This is a genomic window from Providencia sp. LY12 (genome assembly GCF_057621555.1).
Genome location: NZ_CM172594.1, coordinates 436,909 through 461,138, shown reverse-complemented (window position 1 = coordinate 461,138; position 24,230 = coordinate 436,909). Strand labels below are relative to the sequence as shown.

17 protein-coding genes, 1 tRNA gene, 3 rRNA genes and 1 riboswitch are annotated in these 24,230 nt (G+C 46.0%); of the genes, 8 read left to right on the top strand and 13 right to left on the bottom strand.

What is annotated here, in order from left to right:
* The 7 genes from aceA to ACY3ZI_RS02015 all read right to left on the bottom strand — a co-directional run bounded on the left by aceA (position 1) and on the right by ACY3ZI_RS02015 (position 9,817).
* Complete coding sequence (gene aceA / locus ACY3ZI_RS02045; protein WP_108479269.1) at positions 1 to 1,308, bottom strand: isocitrate lyase; 1,308 nt, start codon at positions 1,306 to 1,308, stop codon at positions 1 to 3.
* Between the two features lie 68 nt (positions 1,309 to 1,376).
* Entirely contained in the window at positions 1,377 to 2,975 is a 1,599-nt protein-coding gene (gene aceB / locus ACY3ZI_RS02040) for a malate synthase A (protein ID WP_487375901.1), read from the bottom strand.
* A 364-nt stretch (positions 2,976 to 3,339) separates the two neighbouring features.
* Positions 3,340 to 4,269: a homoserine O-acetyltransferase MetA gene (gene metA, locus ACY3ZI_RS02035; protein WP_036955456.1), complete on the bottom strand. Its 930-nt coding sequence runs from the start codon at positions 4,267 to 4,269 to the stop codon at positions 3,340 to 3,342.
* Positions 4,270 to 4,733: 464 nt separating this feature from the next.
* Positions 4,734 to 4,849, bottom strand: a 5S ribosomal RNA gene (gene rrf, locus ACY3ZI_RS02030).
* A 136-nt stretch (positions 4,850 to 4,985) separates the two neighbouring features.
* Positions 4,986 to 7,891 (bottom strand): 23S ribosomal RNA (locus tag ACY3ZI_RS02025).
* 226 nt (positions 7,892 to 8,117) lie between these two features.
* Positions 8,118 to 8,193 (bottom strand) — tRNA-Glu (locus tag ACY3ZI_RS02020).
* Positions 8,194 to 8,278: 85 nt separating this feature from the next.
* Positions 8,279 to 9,817: ribosomal RNA gene (locus ACY3ZI_RS02015) — 16S ribosomal RNA — on the bottom strand.
* Together the 16S, 23S and 5S rRNA genes with 1 tRNA gene alongside form the textbook arrangement of a ribosomal RNA operon.
* 643 nt (positions 9,818 to 10,460) lie before the next feature.
* Between ACY3ZI_RS02015 and purH the strand changes: the two genes are divergently transcribed.
* Both purH and purD read left to right on the top strand, forming a co-directional pair.
* Positions 10,461 to 12,050 (top strand): bifunctional phosphoribosylaminoimidazolecarboxamide formyltransferase/IMP cyclohydrolase, encoded by a 1,590-nt coding sequence (gene purH, locus ACY3ZI_RS02010; protein ID WP_211887989.1) that lies wholly within the window; start codon positions 10,461 to 10,463, stop codon positions 12,048 to 12,050.
* Between the two features lie 15 nt (positions 12,051 to 12,065).
* Positions 12,066 to 13,352, top strand: a complete 1,287-nt coding sequence (gene purD, locus ACY3ZI_RS02005; protein ID WP_487375900.1) for a phosphoribosylamine--glycine ligase — start codon at positions 12,066 to 12,068, stop codon at positions 13,350 to 13,352.
* A 223-nt stretch (positions 13,353 to 13,575) separates the two neighbouring features.
* Here purD and ACY3ZI_RS02000 read toward each other — a convergent pair whose 3' ends face one another.
* The 6 genes from ACY3ZI_RS02000 to nudC form a co-directional block, all read right to left on the bottom strand.
* Positions 13,576 to 14,259: a DUF1481 domain-containing protein gene (locus ACY3ZI_RS02000; RefSeq protein WP_487375899.1), complete on the bottom strand. Its 684-nt coding sequence runs from the start codon at positions 14,257 to 14,259 to the stop codon at positions 13,576 to 13,578.
* A 32-nt stretch (positions 14,260 to 14,291) separates the two neighbouring features.
* Positions 14,292 to 14,564: an HU family DNA-binding protein gene (locus tag ACY3ZI_RS01995; protein WP_006657071.1), complete on the bottom strand. Its 273-nt coding sequence runs from the start codon at positions 14,562 to 14,564 to the stop codon at positions 14,292 to 14,294.
* A 199-nt stretch (positions 14,565 to 14,763) separates the two neighbouring features.
* Complete coding sequence (locus ACY3ZI_RS01990; RefSeq protein WP_036953566.1) at positions 14,764 to 15,351, bottom strand: YjaG family protein; 588 nt, start codon at positions 15,349 to 15,351, stop codon at positions 14,764 to 14,766.
* A gap of 74 nt (positions 15,352 to 15,425) precedes the next feature.
* Entirely contained in the window at positions 15,426 to 16,097 is a 672-nt protein-coding gene (nfi, locus tag ACY3ZI_RS01985; RefSeq protein WP_211887992.1) for a deoxyribonuclease V, read from the bottom strand.
* 133 nt (positions 16,098 to 16,230) lie between these two features.
* Positions 16,231 to 17,295 (bottom strand): uroporphyrinogen decarboxylase, encoded by a 1,065-nt coding sequence (gene hemE, locus ACY3ZI_RS01980; RefSeq protein WP_108479697.1) that lies wholly within the window; start codon positions 17,293 to 17,295, stop codon positions 16,231 to 16,233.
* 88 nt (positions 17,296 to 17,383) lie between these two features.
* The gene (nudC, locus tag ACY3ZI_RS01975) at positions 17,384 to 18,172 is read right to left on the bottom strand and encodes an NAD(+) diphosphatase (protein ID WP_211887993.1); all 789 of its coding nucleotides are present in this window, start codon (positions 18,170 to 18,172) and stop codon (positions 17,384 to 17,386) included.
* A gap of 226 nt (positions 18,173 to 18,398) precedes the next feature.
* On the opposite strand from nudC, the gene ACY3ZI_RS01970 reads away from it, so the two are divergent.
* Genes ACY3ZI_RS01970 through ACY3ZI_RS01945 form a run of 6 tightly spaced genes read left to right on the top strand, consistent with a single transcriptional unit; the run spans position 18,399 to position 23,721 of the window.
* Positions 18,399 to 19,451 carry an ABC transporter substrate-binding protein gene (locus ACY3ZI_RS01970; protein ID WP_154626077.1) on the top strand — a complete coding sequence of 351 codons (1,053 nt, stop codon included), beginning with the start codon at positions 18,399 to 18,401 and terminating at the stop codon, positions 19,449 to 19,451.
* A 24-nt stretch (positions 19,452 to 19,475) separates the two neighbouring features.
* Positions 19,476 to 20,294 carry an alkaline phosphatase family protein gene (locus ACY3ZI_RS01965; RefSeq protein WP_211887994.1) on the top strand — a complete coding sequence of 273 codons (819 nt, stop codon included), beginning with the start codon at positions 19,476 to 19,478 and terminating at the stop codon, positions 20,292 to 20,294.
* Positions 20,294 to 21,196 (top strand): ABC transporter permease, encoded by a 903-nt coding sequence (locus tag ACY3ZI_RS01960; protein WP_487375898.1) that lies wholly within the window; start codon positions 20,294 to 20,296, stop codon positions 21,194 to 21,196. Before ACY3ZI_RS01965 ends, ACY3ZI_RS01960 begins: the two co-directional genes overlap by 1 nt.
* Positions 21,183 to 21,998, top strand: coding sequence for an ABC transporter permease (locus ACY3ZI_RS01955; RefSeq protein ID WP_211887995.1), 816 nt, complete (start codon positions 21,183 to 21,185; stop codon positions 21,996 to 21,998). Before ACY3ZI_RS01960 ends, ACY3ZI_RS01955 begins: the two co-directional genes overlap by 14 nt.
* Positions 21,995 to 23,011 (top strand): ABC transporter ATP-binding protein, encoded by a 1,017-nt coding sequence (locus tag ACY3ZI_RS01950; RefSeq protein WP_154626071.1) that lies wholly within the window; start codon positions 21,995 to 21,997, stop codon positions 23,009 to 23,011. The genes ACY3ZI_RS01955 and ACY3ZI_RS01950 overlap by 4 nt, the downstream gene beginning before the upstream one ends.
* 32 nt (positions 23,012 to 23,043) lie before the next feature.
* Positions 23,044 to 23,721, top strand: coding sequence for an HAD family hydrolase (locus tag ACY3ZI_RS01945; RefSeq protein ID WP_487375897.1), 678 nt, complete (start codon positions 23,044 to 23,046; stop codon positions 23,719 to 23,721).
* Between the two features lie 327 nt (positions 23,722 to 24,048).
* Positions 24,049 to 24,161, top strand: a riboswitch (TPP riboswitch).
* Positions 24,162 to 24,230: the final 69 nt, after the last annotated feature.

Below are 24,230 nucleotides of genomic sequence, written 5' to 3'. Positions count from 1 at the left end.
TTAGAATTGCTCTTCTTCAGTCGAACCTGTTAATGCCGTGACTGAAGAGCTCCCCCCTTGAATCACCGTTGTCACCTTATCAAAATAGCCAGTTCCCACTTCTTGCTGATGAGAAGAGAAGGTATAGCCTTTATTGATAGCGGCGAATTCACATTCCTGTACTTTATCAACATAGTGTTTCATTCCCTCGCCTTGTGCGTAAGCGTGGGCAAGGTCGAACATGTTGAACCACATGCTGTGAATTCCCGCCAAGGTAATAAATTGGAAGCGATAGCCCATATCTGACAACTCTTGTTGGAAACGAGCAATGGTGCTGTCGTCCAAATTTTTCTTCCAATTAAATGAAGGAGAACAATTATAAGCCAGTAATTTTCCTGGGAATTTAGCGTGAATTGCCTCAGCAAATTGGCGCGCAGCTTCCAGATCTGGCTTGGAGGTTTCACACCAAACTAAATCAGCATAAGGGGCATAAGCTAAGCCTCGGCTAATCGCTTGCTCTATCCCTGCCGTGGTACGGAAGAAGCCTTCGGCCGTACGCTCACCAGTGATAAATGGCTCATCATAAGGGTCACAATCTGATGTTAGTAAATCAGCAGCGTCCGCATCCGTTCTAGCAACCAAGATAGTAGGAACACCTGAAACATCCGCCGCTAAGCGTGCTGCAACTAATTTTTGAATTGCTTCTTGGGTTGGAACTAAGACTTTCCCGCCCATATGGCCACATTTTTTCACTGCCGCCAATTGATCCTCAAAGTGCACCGCCGCTGCGCCCGCTTCAATCATATGCTTCATCAATTCAAACGCATTCAGAACCCCACCAAAGCCAGCCTCTGCATCCGCGACGATAGGTAAAAAGAAATCAATATATTCTTTATTATCGGGACCAATGCCATTCGCCCACTGAATTTGATCCGCACGACGGAATGTGTTGTTGATCCGCTGAACCACGTTAGGCACTGAGTCTACAGGATAGAGTGATTGGTCAGGGTACATGCTGGATGCCGAGTTCGCATCTGCCGCAACCTGCCAGCCAGAGAGATAAACAGCTTCAATCCCCGCTTTTGCTTGTTGCAATGCTTGCCCGCCAGTTAATGCACCTAATGCATTTACGTAGCCTTTCTTCGCGCCGCCATTCAGCTGTGCCCAAAAGCGTTCAGCACCTTTACGAGCTAATGTATGCTCAGGGTTGACCGAGCCACGTAATTTGATCACTTCTTCCGCCGTATATGGGCGCGTGATGCCTTTCCAGCGTGGTTTTTTCCACTCATTTTCCAATTGAGCAATCTGTTCTAAGCGCGATGTTGTCATGATTTACATCCTTTCTTGTTATCTGTCTTTGTAGGGTAATTGAGTGCTATCTCTATTCTTCAACTTGGCTAATCAAGCAATTGGTAGCCTGGTATAGTTAAGAACTCGATCAATTCATCTTGGGTTGTGATTCGGCGCATCAACTCACTAGCTTCTTTGAATCGCCCACTTTGAAAACGATGGTCGCCAAGCTCTTTCTGGATGACTTGCAACTCTTCATCCAGCATCTCTTCAAATAACTCTTTAGTGACTTTCATGCCGTTCGATAGTGATTTGCTATGACGGATCCACTGCCAAATTGATGTCCGCGAAATTTCAGCCGTCGCCGCATCCTCCATCAAACCGTAGATAGGTACACAGCCATTTCCTGAAATCCATGCTTCAATATATTGCACCGCCACTCGAATATTGGCGCGCATACCCGCTTCGGTTCTTTCGCCTTCACAAGGTTTTAGTAGCTGCTGCGCTGTAATTTCATCATCATTTTCACGTCGGATATTCAGCTGGTTTTTTCGCTCACCTAATGCTTCGTTGAAAACCGCCATGACGGTGTCTGCCAAACCTGGGTGTGCAATCCATGAACCATCATGACCATTGCGCGCCTCCAGCTCTTTGTCCGCTTTAACTTTGGCGAGAATGGCTTGATTTTCCTGCGTATCTTTGCTTGGAATAAAGGCGGACATTCCCCCCATTGCAAATGCACCGCGGCGATGACAGGTTTTGATCAGCAAACGTGAATAGGCACTTAGAAATTCCTGTGTCATTGTCACCGACTGTCTATCCGGTAAAACGCGGTCAGCGTGCTCTTTCAATGTTTTGATATAGCTGAAAATGTAGTCCCAGCGTCCACAGTTAAGCCCAACAATGTGATGACGCATGTGGTACAAAATTTCATCCATTTGAAAAACCGCTGGGAGTGTTTCAATTAACACGGTGGCTTTGATAGTCCCGCGTGGTAAGCCCACATAATCTTCTGCAGCACTAAACACATCGCTCCACCACTGCGCTTCCTGCCAAGATTCCAGCTTCGGAATATAGAAGTAAGGACCGCTCCCCTTCGCCAGTAATGCCTGATAGTTATTGAAAAAGTAGAGCGCGAAATCAAACAGCCCACCGGGGATCGGTTGATTATCGACAAGCACATGTTTTTCATCTAAATGCAGTCCACGCACTCGAGCTATCAATACGGCTGGGTTAGATTTCAGCTGATAAACTTTGCCATTTTCATTGGTATAGGAGATTTCGCCAGTGATCGCATCTCGTAGGTTAATTTGCCCGTCGATCAATCTTTCCCATGATGGCGATAGAGAGTCTTCAAAGTCAGCCATAAATACTTTTACGTTAGCATTCAATGCATTGATCACCATTTTCCGATCAACTGGCCCAGTAATTTCTATGCGACGATCTTGTAAATCATCAGGAATATTTTGAATTTTCCAGTCCGAATTTTTAATGGAATTAGATTCCATAATGAAATCAGGTAAATCACCTGCATCAATCTCTTTTTGACGATGCACTCTGTCTTTGAGTAGCTGCTCTCTTCTTGGCAAGAAACCTTCGACAAGATAAGAAAGAAAGCCAATAGAATCAGCACTTAATATTTGTTTTGCTTGCTGAGAAAATGCTTTCTTGAAGGTTAAATCTGAAATAGATAACTGCTGATCCATTGTTTTTTCCTCATTCATGGCTGGCTATGAATTAAGAGTAAACTTAAAAAACAAATAAATCAAAAACGGTTTCCATTTTAATTTACAATAAACATATCGTATTGATTATAAAGGAGTTAGATGAATTTATTATTTTGCTTTTAATTTCTATCTCCTAAAAATAAAATGTTAAATATAAGTTAAATCATGAAGTTATGTATAAGTTGAAATTTTCTTTCAAACAAAGAAAATGAGTGAGCAGACAAAAATTGATTTTTTATTCATCTAAAAAATGGGAGGAATCTTGATTTAAAGGCTAAATAATTTTGATTACTCAGCCTTATATTCTGAGATATGACCAGTTAGCTGGCATTAAGTGAGTTTTTTAATCTAATGTTGGTTCCATATGAGTAAGATCGAATGGTGTGATCTGATACACATAATAATTCAGCCAATTGGAGAATAACAAGTGACCATGACTACGCCAACGAACTTCCGGCGAATTATTCGGATCATCATTTTTGAAATAATTACACGGTAATTCAGGTGTGATCCCGGCATCCACATCACGCCAATATTCTTGAGATAATGTTTCCGCATCATACTCAGGATGCCCCGTGACAAAGGCCAAACGCTTATCTTTTGATGCAAATAAGTACGCTCCCGCTTCCGGTGAGCTGGCTAAAATATCAAGGTCTGTGTTCTGACGAATATAGTCTTCAGGGAAATCGGCATAACGGGAATGCGGCGCATAAAAAGAAGCATCAAACCCGCGAGTTAATAACGCATAAGGCTCTAATGTTTCGTGTGAATATACGCCAGAGAGTTTCTCTTTGCGGGTTAATTTAGGTAAATCATACAATACGTTAAGTGCAGCTTGAACCGCCCAGCAAACAAATAATGTTGAAGTCACATGCTCTTTTGCCCATGCAATGACCCGCTCTATTTGTTCCCAATAACACACGTCAGCAAATTCAACTAAGCCGAGCGGAGCACCTGTTACAATTAATCCATCAAAATTTTGGTGTTTAATATCTTCAAAATCACAGTAAAAATTGTTCAAGTGTTCAGTTGGCGTATTCTTAGATTCTCGCTGATCAATGCGTAGAAGCTGGATATCGACTTGCAATGGCGTGTTTGATAGTAACCGTAAAAATTGGTTTTCAGTTTCAATTTTTTTCGGCATTAGGTTCAGTATCAGTACTTTCAAGGGACGGATCTCCTGAAGGCTGGCTCTTGTCGTGGTCATGACAAAAACATTTTCTTCACGCAAGAAATTAACTGCTGGTAGCTCATCAGGCAGGCGAATTGGCATGGTTCATCCCCTTAAATATACTTTGTACGTTTAGACTTCTAGAATGCTAAACAATCTAACCAATGTGACTCTACTTGTCGAGCGTTTCGAAGCAAGTTGAAATAATTTCAAGCGATGGTTGGTGTATTAGGAATATTAAAAGTCTAGCAAACTAGTAACTTAATGATATTCAGACTTTTTATTACAGCTTAATAGCTAAAATGGCTTAGACTTTTTTGATCTGAAGTAGAGAGGATTTTAAGACTCATGATTTCTTGAATAATGATTTTCGGGTGGTAGTTTTTGCATAGTGGCCTTTAAATACAGGCATCCAGAGAGTAAGAACAACGAAATTAGTGAGATCTGAAGGGGGCTGTTGCGATAATCACGCTTCAAAGGATGACTATCTTGCCTTTTATCACCTATTTTTTAAGTCCCCAAACGCAAAAAAGCCACCCAATGGGTGGCTTCTCGGCTAATTTAATGTCTGGCAGTTCCCTACTCTCACATGGGGAGACCCCACACTACCATCGGCGCTACGGCGTTTCACTGCTGAGTTCGGCATGGGGTCAGGTGGGACCACCGCGCTATTGCCGCCAGACAAATTCTGTTTATTCCCGTTTAAGTCTTCTCTTAAACCAGAATATCAATCTTGAACAAGCTGTGTGTCTACCTTCCGGTTTCCACTCTCATTGAATCAACTCAATCTCTCTTCTCGAAAACACCTTCGGTGTTGTCAGGTTAAGCCTCACGGTTCATTAGTATTGGTTAGCTCAACGTATCGCTACGCTTACACACCCAACCTATCAACGTCTTAGTCTTAAACGTTCCTTTAGGACCCTTAAAGGGTCAGGGAAGACTCATCTCAAGGCAAGTTTCCCGCTTAGATGCTTTCAGCGGTTATCTCTTCCGCACTTAGCTACCGGGCAATGCCATTGGCATGACAACCCGAACACCAGTGGTGCGTCCACTCCGGTCCTCTCGTACTAGGAGCAGCCCCTTTCAATCTTCCAACGCCCACGGCAGATAGGGACCGAACTGTCTCACGACGTTCTAAACCCAGCTCGCGTACCACTTTAAACGGCGAACAGCCGTACCCTTGGGACCTACTTCAGCCCCAGGATGTGATGAGCCGACATCGAGGTGCCAAACACCGCCGTCGATATGAACTCTTGGGCGGTATCAGCCTGTTATCCCCGGAGTACCTTTTATCCGTTGAGCGATGGCCCTTCCATACAGAACCACCGGATCACTAAGACCTACTTTCGTACCTGCTCGAGCCGTCACTCTCGCAGTCAAGCTGGCTTATGCCTTTGCACTAACCGCATGATGTCCGACCATGCTTAGCCAACCTTCGTGCTCCTCCGTTACTCTTTGGGAGGAGACCGCCCCAGTCAAACTACCCACCAGACACTGTCCGCACCCCGGATTACGGGGCTACGTTAGAACATCAAACATTAAAGGGTGGTATTTCAAGGTTGGCTCCACGCAGACTGGCGTCCACGCTTCAAAGCCTCCCACCTATCCTACACATCAAGGCTCAATGTTCAGTGTCAAGCTATAGTAAAGGTTCACGGGGTCTTTCCGTCTTGCCGCGGGTACACTGCATCTTCACAGCGAGTTCAATTTCACTGAGTCTCGGGTGGAGACAGCCTGGCCATCATTACGCCATTCGTGCAGGTCGGAACTTACCCGACAAGGAATTTCGCTACCTTAGGACCGTTATAGTTACGGCCGCCGTTTACTGGGGCTTCGATCAAGAGCTTCTCCTTACGGATAACCCCATCAATTAACCTTCCAGCACCGGGCAGGCGTCACACCGTATACGTCCACTTTCGTGTTTGCACAGTGCTGTGTTTTTAATAAACAGTTGCAGCCAGCTGGTATCTGCGACTGGCTTCAGCTCCATGAGTAAATCACTTCACCTAATGCCAGCGTGCCTTCTCCCGAAGTTACGGCACCATTTTGCCTAGTTCCTTCACCCGAGTTCTCTCAAGCGCCTGAGTATTCTCTACCTGACCACCTGTGTCGGTTTGGGGTACGATTAATGATAATCTAGAGCTTAGAGGCTTTTCCTGGAAGCGGGGTATGAGCTACTTCGCCACCGTAGTGACTCGTCATCAGACCTCAGCATATAGTGAACCGGATTTGCCTAATTCACCTGCCTACATCCTTAAACCGGGACAACCGTCGCCCGGCCAGCCTAACCTTCTCCGTCCCCCCATCGCAATTATCACCAGTACGGGAATATTAACCCGTTTCCCATCGACTACGCATTTCTGCCTCGCCTTAGGGGTCGACTCACCCTGCCCCGATTAACGTTGGACAGGAACCCTTGGTCTTCCGGCGTGCGGGTTTTTCACCCGCATTATCGTTACTTATGTCAGCATTCGCACTTCTGATACCTCCAGCATGCCTCACAGCACACCTTCACAGGCTTACAGAACGCTCCCCTACCCAACAATATTTACATATCGCTGCCGCAGCTTCGGTGCATAGTTTAGCCCCGTTACATCTTCCGCGCAGGCCGACTCGACCAGTGAGCTATTACGCTTTCTTTAAATGATGGCTGCTTCTAAGCCAACATCCTGGCTGTCTGAGCCTTCCCACTTCGTTTCCCACTTAACTATGACTTTGGGACCTTAGCTGGCGGTCTGGGTTGTTTCCCTCTTCACGACGAACGTTAGCACCCGCCGTGTGTCTCCCGTGATAACATTCTTCGGTATTCGTAGTTTGCATCGAGTTGGTAAGTCGGGATGACCCCCTAGTCGAAACAGTGCTCTACCCCCGAAGATGAGTTCACGAGGCGCTACCTAAATAGCTTTCGGGGAGAACCAGCTATCTCCCGGTTTGATTGGCCTTTCACCCCCAGCCACAAGTCATCCGCTAATTTTTCAACATTAGTCGGTTCGGTCCTCCAGTTAGTGTTACCCAACCTTCAACCTGCCCATGGCTAGATCACCGGGTTTCGGGTCTATACCCTGCAACTCATTCGCCCAGTTAAGACTCGGTTTCCCTACGGCTCCCCTATACGGTTAACCTTGCTACAGAATATAAGTCGCTGACCCATTATACAAAAGGTACGCAGTCACACCACAAGGGTGCTCCCACTGCTTGTACGTACACGGTTTCAGGTTCTATTTCACTCCCCTCGCCGGGGTTCTTTTCGCCTTTCCCTCACGGTACTGGTTCACTATCGGTCAATCAGGAGTATTTAGCCTTGGAGGATGGTCCCCCCATATTCAGACAGGATAACACGTGTCCCGCCCTACTCGTCGAGTTCACAACACTAACACCTTCGGATACGGGGCTATCACCCTTTACTGCCGGCCTTTCCAGACCGTTCTCCTGATGCTAATGCTGATTAAGACTCTGGGCTGCTCCCCGTTCGCTCGCCGCTACTAGGGGAATCTCGGTTGATTTCTTTTCCTCGAGGTACTGAGATGTTTCAGTTCCCTCGGTTCGCCTCGTTTGACTATGTATTCATCAAACGATAGTGCAACGAATTGCACTGGGTTTCCCCATTCGGAAATCGTCGGTTATAACGGTTCATATCACCTTACCAACGCTTATCGCAGATTAGCACGTCCTTCATCGCCTCTGATTGCCTAGGCATCCACCGTGTACGCTTAGTCGCTTAACCTCACAACCCGAAGGTGTCTTTACCAACTGACCCGACGGTCAATTGAACACATTCACGTTGAGATTTTTGAGAGACTCTCACATTGTTTAAGCGATAAACAATGTGCGTTGTTTTCAATTTTCAGCTTGTTCCAGATTGTTAAAGAGCATAATTGTTAAACCAACTACAACGTAATTGGCTTAATCATTATTTGTGGGGAACGTCTTTCACTCATTCTCCGCGCAATTGGCGTCCCCTAGGGGATTCGAACCCCTGTTACCGCCGTGAAAGGGCGGTGTCCTAGGCCTCTAGACGAAGGGGACACTACAGTCAGCTTCGCAGACGCGCTTTTTGCTCTACTTTCTATCAGACAATCTGTGTGAGCACTTCACAAAAACACTTCAATGGTAAGGAGGTGATCCAACCGCAGGTTCCCCTACGGTTACCTTGTTACGACTTCACCCCAGTCATGAATCACAAAGTGGTAAGCGCCCTCCCGAAGGTTAAGCTACCTACTTCTTTTGCAACCCACTCCCATGGTGTGACGGGCGGTGTGTACAAGGCCCGGGAACGTATTCACCGTAGCATTCTGATCTACGATTACTAGCGATTCCGACTTCATGGAGTCGAGTTGCAGACTCCAATCCGGACTACGACGTACTTTATGAGTTCCGCTTGCTCTCGCGAGGTCGCTTCTCTTTGTATACGCCATTGTAGCACGTGTGTAGCCCTACTCGTAAGGGCCATGATGACTTGACGTCATCCCCACCTTCCTCCGGTTTATCACCGGCAGTCTCCTTTGAGTTCCCGACCGAATCGCTGGCAACAAAGGATAAGGGTTGCGCTCGTTGCGGGACTTAACCCAACATTTCACAACACGAGCTGACGACAGCCATGCAGCACCTGTCTCAGAGTTCCCGAAGGCACCAAAGCATCTCTGCTAAGTTCTCTGGATGTCAAGAGTAGGTAAGGTTCTTCGCGTTGCATCGAATTAAACCACATGCTCCACCGCTTGTGCGGGCCCCCGTCAATTCATTTGAGTTTTAACCTTGCGGCCGTACTCCCCAGGCGGTCGATTTAACGCGTTAGCTCCGGAAGCCACTCCTCAAGGGAACAACCTCCAAATCGACATCGTTTACAGCGTGGACTACCAGGGTATCTAATCCTGTTTGCTCCCCACGCTTTCGCACCTGAGCGTCAGTCTTTGTCCAGGGGGCCGCCTTCGCCACCGGTATTCCTCCACATCTCTACGCATTTCACCGCTACACATGGAATTCTACCCCCTCTACAAGACTCTAGCTGACCAGTCTTAGATGCCATTCCCAGGTTAAGCCCGGGGATTTCACATCTAACTTAATCAACCGCCTGCGTGCGCTTTACGCCCAGTAATTCCGATTAACGCTTGCACCCTCCGTATTACCGCGGCTGCTGGCACGGAGTTAGCCGGTGCTTCTTCTGTTGGTAACGTCAATCGCTGATGATATTAGCATCAACGCCTTCCTCCCAACTGAAAGTACTTTACAACCCTAAGGCCTTCTTCATACACGCGGCATGGCTGCATCAGGCTTGCGCCCATTGTGCAATATTCCCCACTGCTGCCTCCCGTAGGAGTCTGGGCCGTGTCTCAGTCCCAGTGTGGCTGATCATCCTCTCAGACCAGCTAGGGATCGTCGCCTTGGTGAGCCATTACCTCACCAACTAGCTAATCCCATATGGGTTCATCCGATAGCGCAAGGACCGAAGTTCCCCTGCTTTGCTCCTAAGAGATTATGCGGTATTAGCTACCGTTTCCAGTAGTTATCCCCCTCTATCGGGCAGATCCCCATACATTACTCACCCGTCCGCCGCTCGTCAGCGAGAAGCAAGCTTCTCCTGTTACCGCTCGACTTGCATGTGTTAGGCCTGCCGCCAGCGTTCAATCTGAGCCATGATCAAACTCTTCAATTAAAAAGCTTGATGCTCAAAGAATGTTACTGTCGTTTGATTTCCGAAGAAACCAAATTACCTATTAGTTCATATATATGAATTAACGTGTTAGTCACTCTTCAAGACTTAAAATCAAATATTTTTTTGATAGTGTCCTGTGAGTGCCCACACAGATTGTCTGATAAATTGTTAAAGAGCGGTGCGACATTTCTTGAGAAATTCGACTCAGTTTTTATCAACTTAGGTCGTTGTCGCGAGGTGGCGTATATTACGCTTTCCTCATTGAGAGTCAAGTATTTTTTTACTTAATCTTTTCAGATTCTCTCGCTGCCGTTTCAGTGTCCATCGCGCTTTGCGTTGGCTTGTTCCCGGTCAGTGGATGCGCATTATAGGGAGTCGCAGAAATCCTGCAACCCTTTTTTTAAGATTTTTTACGGTTTTTAGTTCAACTGCTGCATTCCACAGCAAAACCCCTATTTATACCCACTTACACACAGATTTATCCACAAACTGAAAAAATAGTGAAAATAGTTCGCGCATTACGCAAACGTTTGCGCTACAATTAGCGCGAAAATTCGGCATTGATTTTATTTTGATGCTCTGAAATTGTTAGTGACTTATATATAGATATTGCTTCTTTATCCAAATCCAAGGGATCTATCTCATGCAACAGCTTCGTCCTATTCGCCGTGCCCTGCTTAGTGTGTCTGATAAAACAGGGGTTGTTGAATTCGCTAAGGCGCTTTCTCACCGTGGTGTTGAACTGCTTTCTACCGGTGGAACCGCTAAATTACTAGCAGAGCAAGGCCTTAAGGTCACTGAAGTTTCAGATTACACAGGTTTTCCTGAAATGATGGATGGTCGCGTTAAGACTCTGCACCCGAAAGTTCACGGTGGGATCTTAGGTCGTCGCGGTAAAGATGATGCCATCATGCAGCAGCATGACATTACACCTATTGATATGGTGGTTGTGAACCTTTATCCATTTGCTCAAACCGTCGCAAAACCAAATTGCACATTAGAAGACGCCGTTGAGAATATCGATATTGGCGGTCCAACCATGGTTCGCTCCGCAGCGAAGAACCATAAAGACGTGGCTATCGTGGTTAACAGTAATGACTATGACAAAATCATCGAAGAGATGGATAACCACGAAAATTCGCTGAATTGGTCAACACGCTTTGACTTAGCTATTAAAGCATTTGAGCACACTGCCGCTTATGACAGTATGATTGCTAACTACTTTGGTGAGCTGGTTGCGCCATATCATGGTGATACCACTCAACCATCAGGTCGTTTCCCTCGTACCCTGAATTTAAACTTCATTAAGAAGCAAGATATGCGCTATGGCGAAAACAGCCATCAAGACGCGGCTTTCTATATAGAAGAAAATCCAAAAGAAGCGTCGATTGCCACTGCGAACCAAATTCAAGGTAAAGCGCTTTCTTATAATAATATCGCAGACACCGATGCAGCTCTGGAATGTGTAAAATCCTTTGATGAGCCAGCTTGTGTTATTGTTAAGCATGCTAACCCTTGTGGTGTTGCCATTGGTGACAATATCCATGCCGCTTATGATAAAGCATTCAAGACTGACCCAACCTCAGCATTCGGTGGCATCATTGCTTTTAACCGCCAATTAGATAAAGCCACCGCAGAAGCCATCATTGAACGTCAATTTGTTGAAGTGATTATTGCCCCTTCTATTGCTGAAGATGCCTTACCTTCTTTATCTACCAAGCAAAACGTGCGTGTTCTGGTATGTGGTGAGTGGAGCAAACCTGTTGCAGGTTTAGATTTTAAACGCGTGAATGGCGGTTTACTGGTTCAAGATCGTGACTTAGGTATGGTCGAAGCGGAAGATTTACGCGTCGTAACCACACGCCAACCTACGGAACGTGAGTTAAAAGATGCGCTGTTCTGCTGGAAAGTGGCGAAATTCGTGAAATCAAATGCGATTGTTTATTCGAAGAACGACATGACCATCGGTATTGGTGCAGGACAAATGAGCCGCGTGTACTCTGCTAAGATTGCAGGGATCAAAGCTGCTGATGAAGGTTTAGAAGTTGCTGGTTGTGCAATGGCATCCGATGCATTCTTCCCGTTCCGCGATGGTATCGATGCCGCTGCCTCTGTAGGCGTTACTTGCGTTATTCAACCAGGTGGATCTATTCGTGATGATGAAGTGATTGCCGCTGCCAATGAACATGGCATCGCAATGATCTTTACTAACATGCGTCACTTCCGTCACTAATTGCTAGGGGTTTCTATGAATATACTGATTATTGGTGGTGGCGGTCGCGAGCACGCTTTAGCATGGAAAGCCGCACAATCTCCATTAGCAGATAAAGTGTATGTTGCGCCAGGTAACGCGGGTACTGCACTGGAACCTGCACTGGAAAATGTCGATATCTCAGCAACTGACATTGATGGCTTACTGCAATTTGCCAAAGACAAACAAATCGGTCTAACCATCGTAGGTCCAGAAGCACCATTAGTTATCGGTGTGGTTGATGCATTTAAACAAGCTGGTTTAACCATTTTTGGACCAACTCAAGGTGCTGCACAGTTAGAAGGCTCGAAAGCATTCACCAAAGATTTCTTAGCGCGTCACAACATTCCGACCGCAGCTTATGAAAACTTTACTGAAATTGAGCCTGCTTTGGCTTATTTAGATAAAGTTGGCGCACCTATCGTTATCAAGGCTGATGGTTTGGCTGCTGGTAAAGGCGTGATTGTGGCAATGACGCTGCAAGAAGCCAAAGATGCCGTCCATGATATGCTGGCTGGCAATGCATTCGGTGATGCCGGTCATCGTATCGTTATCGAAGAGTTCCTTGATGGCGAAGAAGCGAGTTTCATCGTCATGGTGGATGGTGAGAATGTCATTCCGATGGCAACTAGCCAAGATCATAAACGTGTTGGCGATGGTGATACTGGGTTAAACACTGGCGGTATGGGTGCATATTCACCTGCGCCAGTGGTGACAGATACGGTTCATCAACGTGTCATGGAGCAAGTCATTTATCCAACCGTTAAAGGAATGGATCAAGAAGGGAACCGCTATCAAGGTTTCTTATATGCAGGTTTGATGATTGATAAAGCGGGTAACCCAAAAGTCATCGAATTTAACTGTCGCTTTGGCGATCCAGAAACTCAGCCAATTATGATGCGCTTACAATCTGATTTGGTCGCTCTGTGTTTAGCGGGCGCTAAAGGCGAACTCGCAGGTAAAGATTCCCTGTGGGATGAACGTCCAGCGCTCGGTATCGTAATTGCGGCGGGTGGATATCCAGGTGATTATCGCAATGGTGATGTGATTTCGGGTCTACCAACGTCAGAAGCAGCTGATAGCAAAGTGTTCCACGCAGGTACCAAGCTCAACCAAGCTGGTGAAGTCGTTACCGCCGGCGGACGTGTTCTGTGCGTAACCGCATTAGGTAACGACATCGCAAAAGCTCAAGCTAAAGCGTACGAAGTTGCCAAAACCATCAATTGGTCTGACAGTTTCTATCGCACCGATATCGGCTACCGCGCTATCGCCCGCATTAAGTAATAGAAACAAATAATCCCAAAGCTGATAAGAGGAAACTTTTATCAGCTTTTTGCTTTTCTGTTTCTTGTTTTTGCCTTTGACCTTCACCCAGCCAATGGCTCTAAGTATTTCGAATCACAGCAAAGCTGCAAGAGAGAGAATCTCTAGGAGCATACATAAGTATGTGACTAGGGTGAACGAACGTAGCAATACAGCTGTGGTTCGAAAGACGACGAGCGGTGACCTACAAAGAATCTTTACTAGGTTGCCAATTGCAAAAGTTGGTATCCGCCACCATCAAAAGCTGAGTGCCCTCTGGTGACTCCAACCACGCCAAATTCAGCTCTTTCGTCCAGACTTTGGCTCTATCATCTAGCCATTTCTGTGCATACGGTTCGAAAGTAACATCGCGCTTTTCACCATCACAAGTGGTGATTTTACCTTGCTTCCAATACCCTTGATGTAGCTCTACGCCACCCACTATCAACGCGGTATTGATATTCAGAATACGGTCAGCTTCAAAACGCCAGCGGTTAATTTCATCAGAGGAAAGCGGGGTTTTGATATTATTTTGCGCGCGCTGCATAAACACAATTTCATTATCTTTACTAAAGCGCAGTTGTTCAGTGATGTTGTTATTACCTTGATTGAGGACTTGGCTGCGGATCTGCCACAATTTACCATCACGATATTCGAAGAAATTGACGGAGGTGTCGGTTCTTTTATAGGGGCTATACACCACCATTAAGACCAACGGCTGACTCTTCGCATCATTCAGTCTCCACATTCGGATTACGCCTTCATCGGCAATAAATCCGCTGGCACTAAACTCAGGGAGTCGAGGCGAATTAGAAGAACAGGCGCTTAGTATTGAGACTGCTCCCAACACCAGCAACCTTTGGCGAATAAACAAAAGGGGTAACTTCATACCCCCTCTGATAATTCTCGTAGACAATGTACTTATTTTACAGCGTCTTTCAGTGCTTTACCGGCAGAGAATGCTGGTACAGTTGTTGCAGGAATTTGGATTTCTGCTTTAGTTTGTGGGTTACGACCGGTACGAGCTGCACGGTGGCTAACTTTAAAAGTACCGAAACCGACCAGTTGTACTGCTTCGCCGCTTTTCAGAGAATCTGAAATTGCGCTCAGAGTTGCTTCTAAAGCTGCTTTAGCTTGAGTTTTAGTCAGATCTGCTGATTCTGCGATAGCATCAACTAATTCAGTCTTGTTCATAAATTATCCTTACACAGTGTGTTTATCGTTTGCAAAGCATCGAGTGCGTCGGATATGCCAGATAGACAGCCCCTGATACACGCCCCCGATAGCCACTTCTTCTCGCCCCTAAATGTAGAACAGAGTAGGGGTAAATGTGAAGTCTTAGTACACAGCATTACTGCTTTAAGTCACGTTTTCGCACTTAAAAGTGCAAAATTTACGCGACAGTAATGCCGATATTGCTGACACCCGCTTCGCGGAGGTCAGATTTTAATCCTTTAATTAACTCTAAGTCTCGTTCTTCGCAAGCGGCTAATAAGCGGAAAATGTCCCATTGAATGTCCCACTCTTCTTCCACAGCAGGCACCACTTTTAGCTCTTCATCGGTCATTTCACGCCCTGCTTGGGTCATTTCAAGCATAGCAACAGTACGAATCGATGCTTCACTGACTAAGATTGCGTGCTCAAGGGTTTCACCACTCAGTTTTGCATGAATGAGTTCACCTAAAGCAATACAAGCGTCGATAGCGGGATAAACACCGTACATATCGAAGTCATCGGCGACTGGAATAATTTCTTCTAGCTTCTCTAACTGATTGTCGAAATTGACTTTGCTATCTTTGATAACCAAGGTTTCCCAAACTAAATCAAGGATGGCACGATAAACCTTCGCATCAGCAAATTCAGTTTGCTGGCAAAACATTTGATAATTAGGATACATTCTCTCGCACAGGGATGCCATGAAGGTCATATGCTGCCAGCTTTCTAGTTTCTCTAACCTCAAATGAATAGGATTTCTTAACATAATTTCTGACTCATCAATCTCAATACTTCGCAGTTTACCTGAAAATCTGCCAATGCCACATATTTTGCTGATAATTAGCCAATTTTCTCATTCATTCGCTTAAAAAATGTGCGATTCGAAGCGATTCCATCAGCAAAACGGGTCGGTTCTGGCAATCTATACCCCTGAATACACCGTTTTACCCACTCTAGCGAGGAAATAAAACTGACTTTGTGACCCGGAGAAAGATATAAAGGATTGCAGCGTTTCTTACTACGATAAACCCATCCTAATTGCTCTTGAGCCACTTTCAACATTTCGACACTTTCAGGTTCAGCATTGAGTTCGACAACATCACCACATAAACGACTTTTTGCTACCCCTATCGTTGCGACATCGGCCAACAATCCGAAATGGCAAGCCACCCCAAAACGCCGCGGATGAGCAATACCTTGACCATCCACCAGCACTAAGTCAGGCTTTTGTTGGATTTTTTCCCACGCAGCCATTAACCCTGGGACTTCACGAAACGAGAGCAACCCGGGAATATAGGGTAACTGAGTTGGGATCCGTGCTATTTGATACTCCACCAATTGCAGCTCAGGCCATGAAAGCACCACAATCACCGCACGGGTCACGGTGCCATCTTGCTCAAAACCGACATCCGCACCACCAATAAAACGTGGCGAGATAAACTCATCATTCAGAATGACTTGTTGAGCTAGCTCTACCTGCTGTTGTCGCAACTGCTGAGTATCAATTGCCATCACGGAACCATTATTAATAAGGATTAATCATAGATGATAATGATGTACTTACAAGATCCTGTAAATACACCACACATTGAGAGGTTCAAATCGAGATAAAACACCAAGTTCTACCTCGATTATGCCTTGGCGGCTACTGATGATATTGACGAGAGAAACGGTGAACCGCGTCCACAAACGCACCAGCATGTTCAGGCGCCACATCTTGATGAATACCATGACCTAAATTGAAGACATGCCCTTCACCTTGACCAAAGCCCGCTAAAATATGCTGCACTTCTTGTTCAATACGCGCAGGCGGCGCATATAACATTGAAGGATCCATATTGCCTTGCAGCGCAACTTTATCACCAACACGACGACGAGCATCTGCAATTTCGGTCGTCCAATCCAAACCTAGCGCATCACAGCCTGTTGCCGCCATCTCTTCTAACCACTGACCGCCACCTTTGGTAAACAGGGTCACAGGCACACGACGACCGTCATTTTCGCGGATTAAACCATCGACAATTTTGTGCATGTAGCGCAAGGAGAATTCCAGATAATCGCGCTTAGTCAGCACGCCGCCCCACGTATCGAAAATCATCAGGGATTGAGCGCCAGCACGCACTTGAGCATTCAGATACAAAATCACGCTATCTGCCAGCTTATCCAGCAGTAAATGCAGCGTATTTGGATCTTCATACATCATTTTTTTGATTTTAGTGAACGCTTTGCTGCTACCACCTTCAACCATATAGGTCGCTAATGTCCACGGGCTACCCGAGAAACCAATCAGTGGTACATCACCATTTAAGGCTTTACGGATGGCACGAACTGCGTCCATCACGTAGCCCAGTTCCATCTCTGGATCGGGAATTGGGATATTTTTAACATCGGCTGCGTTCTTGATTGGCTTTTCAAAACGTGGGCCTTCGCCAGTTTCAAAATAAAGCCCAAGTCCCATTGCATCGGGGATGGTCAGAATATCAGAGAATAAAATTGCGGCGTCTAATGGAAAACGACGAAGTGGCTGTAACGTGACTTCGCACGCTAACTCAGTATTTTTGCACAAAGCAATAAAATCACCAGCTTCTGCACGAGTTGCCTTATATTCTGGTAGGTAACGCCCTGCTTGACGCATCATCCATACTGGGGTCACATCTACAGGCTGGCGTAGCAACGCACGTAGATAGCGGTCATTTTTCAACTCAGTCATTATTTACTCCATTATTATTGTGGCCGCCGCAAATGGCTAAGGCGCCATATTATACCAGCAAAGGGAAACAATATCAGCGCCAGCGCAATTAGTGGTTATCTTCATCAAATTGACGACATAACACCACGCTATCTTCAATTAATCGCCGAGCAATCGTATCTCCCGGCGGGATCAGCGGCAGATCATTATAGTGATACCAGTTAGCGCTCACTAACTCTTTAGGATCCACTTGAATGTCCCCACTATCATAATCAGCTAAAAAGCCCATCATCAGCGAGTGTGGGAATGGCCAAGGCTGTGAAGAGACATAACGAATATTGCGCACTTTTATATGGCTCTCTTCCATCACTTCGCGAGCCACCGCCTCTTCTAAGGTTTCCCCCACTTCCACAAACCCTGCTAACACCGTGAACAGCGGATTTTGTGAATGGCGACGATGTTGTGCCAGCAAAATATGATCATCGCGGCGAATACCGACAATAATACAAGGGGCAATTTGTGGATAATAACGTTCATGGCAGTGGTCGCACAGACATGCCCATTCCGTTGAACTGTGGCGCATCGCCGTTCCGCAATATCCACAGTAACGGTGAGAGCGATAAAACTCCGCGAGTTGAACACCCCGTCCGGCTAGGCGAAATAGCCCTTCATCTTGAGAAGCCACTACACGAGGGGAAGCCATATCTGACGGCATTTTTTCAGCGATCAGCCAAACAATTTCCCCCTGCCACTCACCAATCGGCGTCGCAAGTTTTCCTGTTAATCCGAACTGCTGTGCAGCGCCTCTAGGCACATCTCCTTGGGGCAACCACAGTCGCCCCGCAAAGCAGACAAACCACCAGCCACTTTCCGTTCCTGCTAATGTGTGTTTATTCATTCTATTTCTCTATGTCAGCACGCTGAGTTGCGATTAAAGATACGCTTGTTTTATAGATTGTCATACAACCGTTTGATTCGTCACTACCCTTTCATTATTTTGACACTTTTTAGACATTTAAAAGTCACAGCATCTAAAAAGTGTCACACAACTGTCAATTCATTGTCATCTCGAATAATTAGCATGCCAACTAACCAATACGGCGACTCTTATAGAGAGAAACAAGATGAAAGCTATCGTACCTGCAATTTTACTGTCACTCAGCGCTTCTCAAATGGCATTTGCGGCTGACAGCGATTTAACCCAACTTATCGAAGCTGCAAAAAAAGAAGGCCAAGTTTATAGCGTCGGAATGCCTGATACATGGGCAAACTGGAAAGGCACATGGCAGGATTTATCGACAGAATACGGTTTAAAACATCAAGATACGGACATGAGCTCTGCACAGGAAATTGCAAAATTTGCTGCTGAGAAAAATAACGCCACCGCAGATATCGGTGATGTCGGCGCGTCATTTGGTCCGGTTGCAGTACAAAAAGGGGTCACTCAGCCGTACAAACCGACCACTTGGTCACAAGTGCCTGATTGGGCAAAAGATAAAGATGGCCACTGGGCATTAGCTTACACCGGTACTATCGCGTTTATGATCAATAAAGACTTAGTCAAAGACGCACCAAAAAGCTGGGATGATTTACTGAAAGGAAAATACAAAGTCACCGTTGGGGATGTAGGTATTGCCGCACAAGCCAACAACGCCGTACTGGCTGCCGCTTTTGCCCGTGGTGGTGATGAAAATAACCTGAAGCCTGCCATTGAATTCTTTGGCGAATTAGCGAAACAGAAGCGTTTATCCGTCAATGACCCAACCGTTGCCAACATCGAAAAAGGCGAAGTGGAAGTGGGTATTTTATGGGACTTCAACGCACTGAACTACCGTGACCAAATCAACCGCGACCGCTTTATCGTGGTGATCCCATCCGATGGCAGCGTTATCTCCGGTTATACCACCATCATCAATAAATTTGCTAAAAACCCAAATGCCGCGAAATTAGCCCGCGAGTTTATCTTCAGTGATAAAGGACAAATCAATCTTGCAGAAGGTTATGCGCGCCCAATTCGTGCTCAATACCTGACACTGCCTGCGGATATCCAAGCCAAATTACTGCCAGATGAACAATACAAAAATGTTCACCCGATTAAAGATGCTGAAGGCTGGGAAAAGTCATCACGCAACTTACCGAAAATGTGGCAGCAGCAAGTATTAATTCACCAGCAATAATCGCAATTAGGAATCAACAGTCTGATGTCTAAAAAAGTCATACTTGTTGTTCTCGACGGTTTAAGTTATTCAGTAGCCCATCAATGTATGGGCTATCTCAATGGTCTTATCAAAGCCGATAGAGCAACACTTTATAAAATGGAGTGTGAGCTCCCATCCATGTCTCGCCCGCTGTACGAATGCATTTTGACGGGCATTCCTCCGGTTCAAAGTGGCATCGTCAACAACGATGTTGTGCGACTTTCTCACTTCGATAGCATCTTTTCATTGGCTCACCAAGCCGGAAAAACGACAGCGGCAGCAGCCTATTATTGGGTCAGTGAGCTGTATAATCGCGCGCCATTTGAGGCGAATCGTGACCGATTTACCCATGATAAGCAGTTGCCGATTCAGCATGGTTGCTTCTACCAAGCAGACCACTACCCTGATGACCACCTGTTTATGGATGCGGAATATCTACGCGCTCAGCACGACCCCGATTTTTTGCTGATTCATCCAATGAATATCGATGATGCAGGGCATAAGTTTGGATTTGATTCGTCCCAATATCGCAATGCGGCGCGCAAAGCAGACATTTATTTATCCCATTACTTACCGATGTGGATAGAGCAAGGCTACCAAATTATCATCACCAGCGACCACGGGATGAATAACGACCGCAGCCACGGTGGTATTTTGCCGGAAGAGTGTACGGTTCCGCTGTTGACTATTGGCAGCGCATTCTCTCATCGCCCAGACGTTCCGATGGAACAAACAGCGATTTGTGGCACCGTTTGCCAACTACTGGGTGTGCCATTCTCAAACAAAACTGTCTGTGATGATTTACTGGCAGGAGGTCGCTAATGGCGGATATCCCTGCCAACGACCAGTCCCGTCAACAAGAGGGAGGCTTAACCATGTTTAACAAGCCCAATGTGCGTTTTCACTGGCGCGCCGCACTGTTAATCGTGCCATTTATTGTGCTGTTTTGCCTATTTCAAATCGCCCCGATGATTTGGGTACTTTTCAACAGTTTTGTCTACGAAGAAGCCTGGTCTTTTGAAAATTACGTTGAAATTTTCTCCAATGATTTCTACCTACAAGCATTCCAAAATACCCTATGGCTATCGCTGATTTGTAGCGTTGTTGGTTTGCTTATCGCCTGCGTAACGGCATTTTCTATCTATAAGATGCAAGGCAAAGTGCGCAATTTCATGATTTCGTTTACCACCATGGCGAGCAACTTCAGCGGCGTACCGTTAGCCTTCGCGTTTATTATTATCTTAGGTTTTAACGGAGCCATTACCCTGCAACTTAAAGCGTGGGGATGGATTGATGATTTTAATATCTACAGCGCCAGCGGCTTGATGCTGCTGTATATCTACTTCCAAATCCCACTCGGTATTTTACTGCTTTACCCTGCATTCGATGCACTCAAACCTGAGTGGGAAGATGCCGCAAAAACTATGGGAGCCAGCAAGTTAACCTATTGGCTGAAAGTGGGTATTCCGGTCATTTCTCCTGCACTATTAGGCACATTTATTATCTTGGTTACCAATGCCGTTGGCGCTTATGCCAGTACTTACGCACTCACCAGTGGTAACTACAACCTAGTGACTATCCGCATTGCCAGCCTTGTCTCTGGCGACCTGTTCTTAGAGCCAAATATGGCAGCCGCGCTATCCGTTGTTCTGATTGCGATCCTTGGGTTTATCACCGCCATTCACCACTGGTTATTAAAGCGGAGCTACCATGCTAAATCCTAATATTCGTAGCCCAAAAGCACCGAGTTTACTGTTTCATAAAATGGTTCTTGGTACCGTTGCCGCCATTCTTGCGCTGCCTATTATTGCCACCTTTATTTACTCCATTTCCAGTTCATGGGGGGCGACGATTATGCCTGATGCCCTATCCATTAAATGGTATCTGCAATTGTGGCAAGATCCGCGCTTTTTGATGGCATTTGGACGATCTCTTTTGATCTGCTTTGATACATTGCTGATCAGCGTACTGGTCATTTTGCCAATGACATTTGCCGTTTTTTACCGCTTTCCAAAGCTCAAAGGGTTGATGGATTTACTGATTATTCTCCCTTTTGCGATCCCACCCGTGGTCTCTTCAGTCGGTTTACTGCAAATCTTTGCAGATGAGCCATTTATGTTGGTCGGTACCCCGTGGATCTTAATTGGCACCTACTTCACCATTACATTGCCATTTATGTACCGCGCACTGGCGAATAGCTTTCAAGGAATCAATCTGCATGACTTAATGGACGCCGCTCACTTACTCGGTGCCAGCACCTTTAAAGCCTTTTTAATGATAGTGCTGCCAAATATCCGTAAAGGGTTATTGGTTTCTTTACTGATTTCCTTCTCATTCTTAATGGGGGAGTTCGTATTCGCCAATATCTTAGTGGGAACCCGTTTCGAAACCTTGCAGATCTATCTGTTTAATATGCGCCAAACTAGCGGACACTTTACCTCTGCGCTAGTGATGTCTTACTTCCTATTTACGTTGCTGCTGACTTGGCTAGCAACGCGCTTGAATCGTGTGGGAGATGAACGATGAGCTACGTTATTGCGGAAAACCTAACTAAATCCTTTGGTCAGAACCAAGTATTCTCTGATATCCAGTTTACGATTGAACAAGGGGAATTTATTACGCTATTGGGGCCAAGTGGCTGCGGAAAATCCACGTTACTACGTTGTATCGCGGGGCTTGAACAGCCCGACAGCGGGGAGCTGTATATCAACCGCCAGAATATCACTCAGCAGCCAGCTCAACAGCGCGGCGTGGGCATGGTGTTTCAAAGCTACGCTCTATTCCCAAATATGACCGTGGCTGAAAACATCGCGTTTGGGTTGAAAATGCGCAAGATGCCCGCCACTGAGCGCGATAAAGCCGTGGCAGAAGTCATTGATATGGTGGAATTACAAGGAAAAGAGAACCAATATCCGCACCAGCTTTCGGGTGGTCAGCGCCAACGTGTCGCCCTCGCCCGTGCATTGGTGATGAAGCCGCAAATTTTACTCCTCGATGAACCGTTATCCGCCCTTGATGCACGTATTCGTAAGCACTTACGCCAGCAAATTCGTGAAATCCAGCGAGAGCTGAAGCTCACCACCATTTTCGTCACCCACGACCAAGACGAAGCGATGATTATGTCTGACCGCATCTTCTTAATGAACAAAGGCTCGATTATCCAAAGCGATACCGCGGAAAATATCTATACTCAGCCTGCCACTGAATTTGTGGCTCGATTTATGGGGCATTACAATTTGGTGGACGCTGAAAAAGCCAATGGGATGCTGGGCGTCAATTTACAAGGTACCCTCGCCATTCGCCCTGAGTCCATTTATGTTCGCGAAGTGGGACGCCAATATGGCAACCATATTTCCGCCCCAGTGGATGCCGTGATCCTTGACCACCAGCTTTTAGGGAATATTATTCGCTATAGCGTGAACACGCCTGCGGGGGATATGACCGTAGACTTGCTCAATCGCTCATCTGAGCGTTTATTTGAGCCGGGCACACGCCTTGAGTTAATGTTTAATAAAAATGAAATTCGAGCTTTAAGTTAATCAACGACGAGCTAGTCAACGAAAGGAACCCCATGCAAAACCCGTCTACACAAACCAAATTAGCGATTTTTGATCTCGATGACACCCTGATCCGTGGCGATAGCAGCGTACTTTGGACGCAATATTTGTGGGATAAGAAAATCATTACCGACCCACGTTTTGTCGAAGCCGATAAAGAGATGATGGCGCAATACAACGCGGGCAATTTGGATATGGTGACTTACTTAAAGTTTAGTTTGCAGACCCTTGCTGGCATCAAGACAGAGCAAGTCGATGAGTGGTTAGATGATTTTGTCGATACCATTATCATTCCGCGCATTTATCCTAACGCATTAAGCACCGTTGCCTCATATCGATCGCAAGGGCTCCCGATCATTGTGATCTCCGCAACGGTTACTTTTATCGTGAAGAAGATTGCGGATCGCCTTGGTGCCGATGTCACGATGGGCATTAATATTAAGCGTTCAAATGGCTGCTACACCACCGAAGTTGACGGTATCCCAACCTTTAAAGAGGGTAAAGTTAAGCGTTTAACTCAATGGATCGCCCACCAGCCAATCACCGATGCGTATATTTATTTCTACACCGATTCCGCCAATGACCTACCTATGTGCCATTTTGCCGATGAGACATTTATCGTCAACGGCGACTCGCGCCTTCTCCAAGCCGCCACTGAAAACCACTGGCCGCAATATTCGTGGAGTTTGTAAAACCCTATTTAACCAACCTAGTTTTAACTTTTAACGCTTAATTTCTAGGTTTTTGTTTTTTAGGTTTTTAACTAACTGCCTTTCAAAGGTTCCTCTACATTATTCGTGCTAGAGAAAGGCGGCAAACTAATCCTCAACCTAGTTTTAACTTTTAATTTCTAGGTTTTGGATTTTTACCCAATACACTGATTTCCCCTAAATTATTCGAGTGAGAAGAAGGCGGCAAGCGAGGATATCCCTAGGAGCATACACAAGTATGTGACTAGGGTAGCCGAGAGAAGCCAACGCACTTATCGCTTGAAGAATGACGGGGAAACTTTATACTGAACAATCTTGTCGGAGTGCCTAGCATGTGCAAACATCAGGCTGAGACCGTTAATTCGGGATCCGCGGAACCTGATCGGGTTAATACCCGCGAAGGGAACAAGAGTAATCTTCTCGCACGATCTTCCCCACCCTTGGTGGATCTTTCGTTGCAACGCCTTACCATTACTCCTCCGAACTCCAGA

What these genes read in the sequence shown, in the direction of transcription:
- aceA (WP_108479269.1), bottom strand. Translation starts at nt 1,308, where the DNA reads ATGACAACATCGCGCTTAGAACAGATTGCTCAATTGGAAAATGAGTGG.
- aceB (WP_487375901.1), bottom strand. Translation starts at nt 2,975, where the DNA reads ATGGATCAGCAGTTATCTATTTCAGATTTAACCTTCAAGAAAGCATTT.
- metA (WP_036955456.1), bottom strand. Translation starts at nt 4,269, where the DNA reads ATGCCAATTCGCCTGCCTGATGAGCTACCAGCAGTTAATTTCTTGCGT.
- purH (WP_211887989.1), top strand. Translation starts at nt 10,461, where the DNA reads ATGCAACAGCTTCGTCCTATTCGCCGTGCCCTGCTTAGTGTGTCTGAT.
- purD (WP_487375900.1), top strand. Translation starts at nt 12,066, where the DNA reads ATGAATATACTGATTATTGGTGGTGGCGGTCGCGAGCACGCTTTAGCA.
- ACY3ZI_RS02000 (WP_487375899.1), bottom strand. Translation starts at nt 14,259, where the DNA reads ATGAAGTTACCCCTTTTGTTTATTCGCCAAAGGTTGCTGGTGTTGGGA.
- ACY3ZI_RS01995 (WP_006657071.1), bottom strand. Translation starts at nt 14,564, where the DNA reads ATGAACAAGACTGAATTAGTTGATGCTATCGCAGAATCAGCAGATCTG.
- ACY3ZI_RS01990 (WP_036953566.1), bottom strand. Translation starts at nt 15,351, where the DNA reads ATGTTAAGAAATCCTATTCATTTGAGGTTAGAGAAACTAGAAAGCTGG.
- nfi (WP_211887992.1), bottom strand. Translation starts at nt 16,097, where the DNA reads ATGGCAATTGATACTCAGCAGTTGCGACAACAGCAGGTAGAGCTAGCT.
- hemE (WP_108479697.1), bottom strand. Translation starts at nt 17,295, where the DNA reads ATGACTGAGTTGAAAAATGACCGCTATCTACGTGCGTTGCTACGCCAG.
- nudC (WP_211887993.1), bottom strand. Translation starts at nt 18,172, where the DNA reads ATGAATAAACACACATTAGCAGGAACGGAAAGTGGCTGGTGGTTTGTC.
- ACY3ZI_RS01970 (WP_154626077.1), top strand. Translation starts at nt 18,399, where the DNA reads ATGAAAGCTATCGTACCTGCAATTTTACTGTCACTCAGCGCTTCTCAA.
- ACY3ZI_RS01965 (WP_211887994.1), top strand. Translation starts at nt 19,476, where the DNA reads ATGTCTAAAAAAGTCATACTTGTTGTTCTCGACGGTTTAAGTTATTCA.
- ACY3ZI_RS01960 (WP_487375898.1), top strand. Translation starts at nt 20,294, where the DNA reads ATGGCGGATATCCCTGCCAACGACCAGTCCCGTCAACAAGAGGGAGGC.
- ACY3ZI_RS01955 (WP_211887995.1), top strand. Translation starts at nt 21,183, where the DNA reads ATGCTAAATCCTAATATTCGTAGCCCAAAAGCACCGAGTTTACTGTTT.
- ACY3ZI_RS01950 (WP_154626071.1), top strand. Translation starts at nt 21,995, where the DNA reads ATGAGCTACGTTATTGCGGAAAACCTAACTAAATCCTTTGGTCAGAAC.
- ACY3ZI_RS01945 (WP_487375897.1), top strand. Translation starts at nt 23,044, where the DNA reads ATGCAAAACCCGTCTACACAAACCAAATTAGCGATTTTTGATCTCGAT.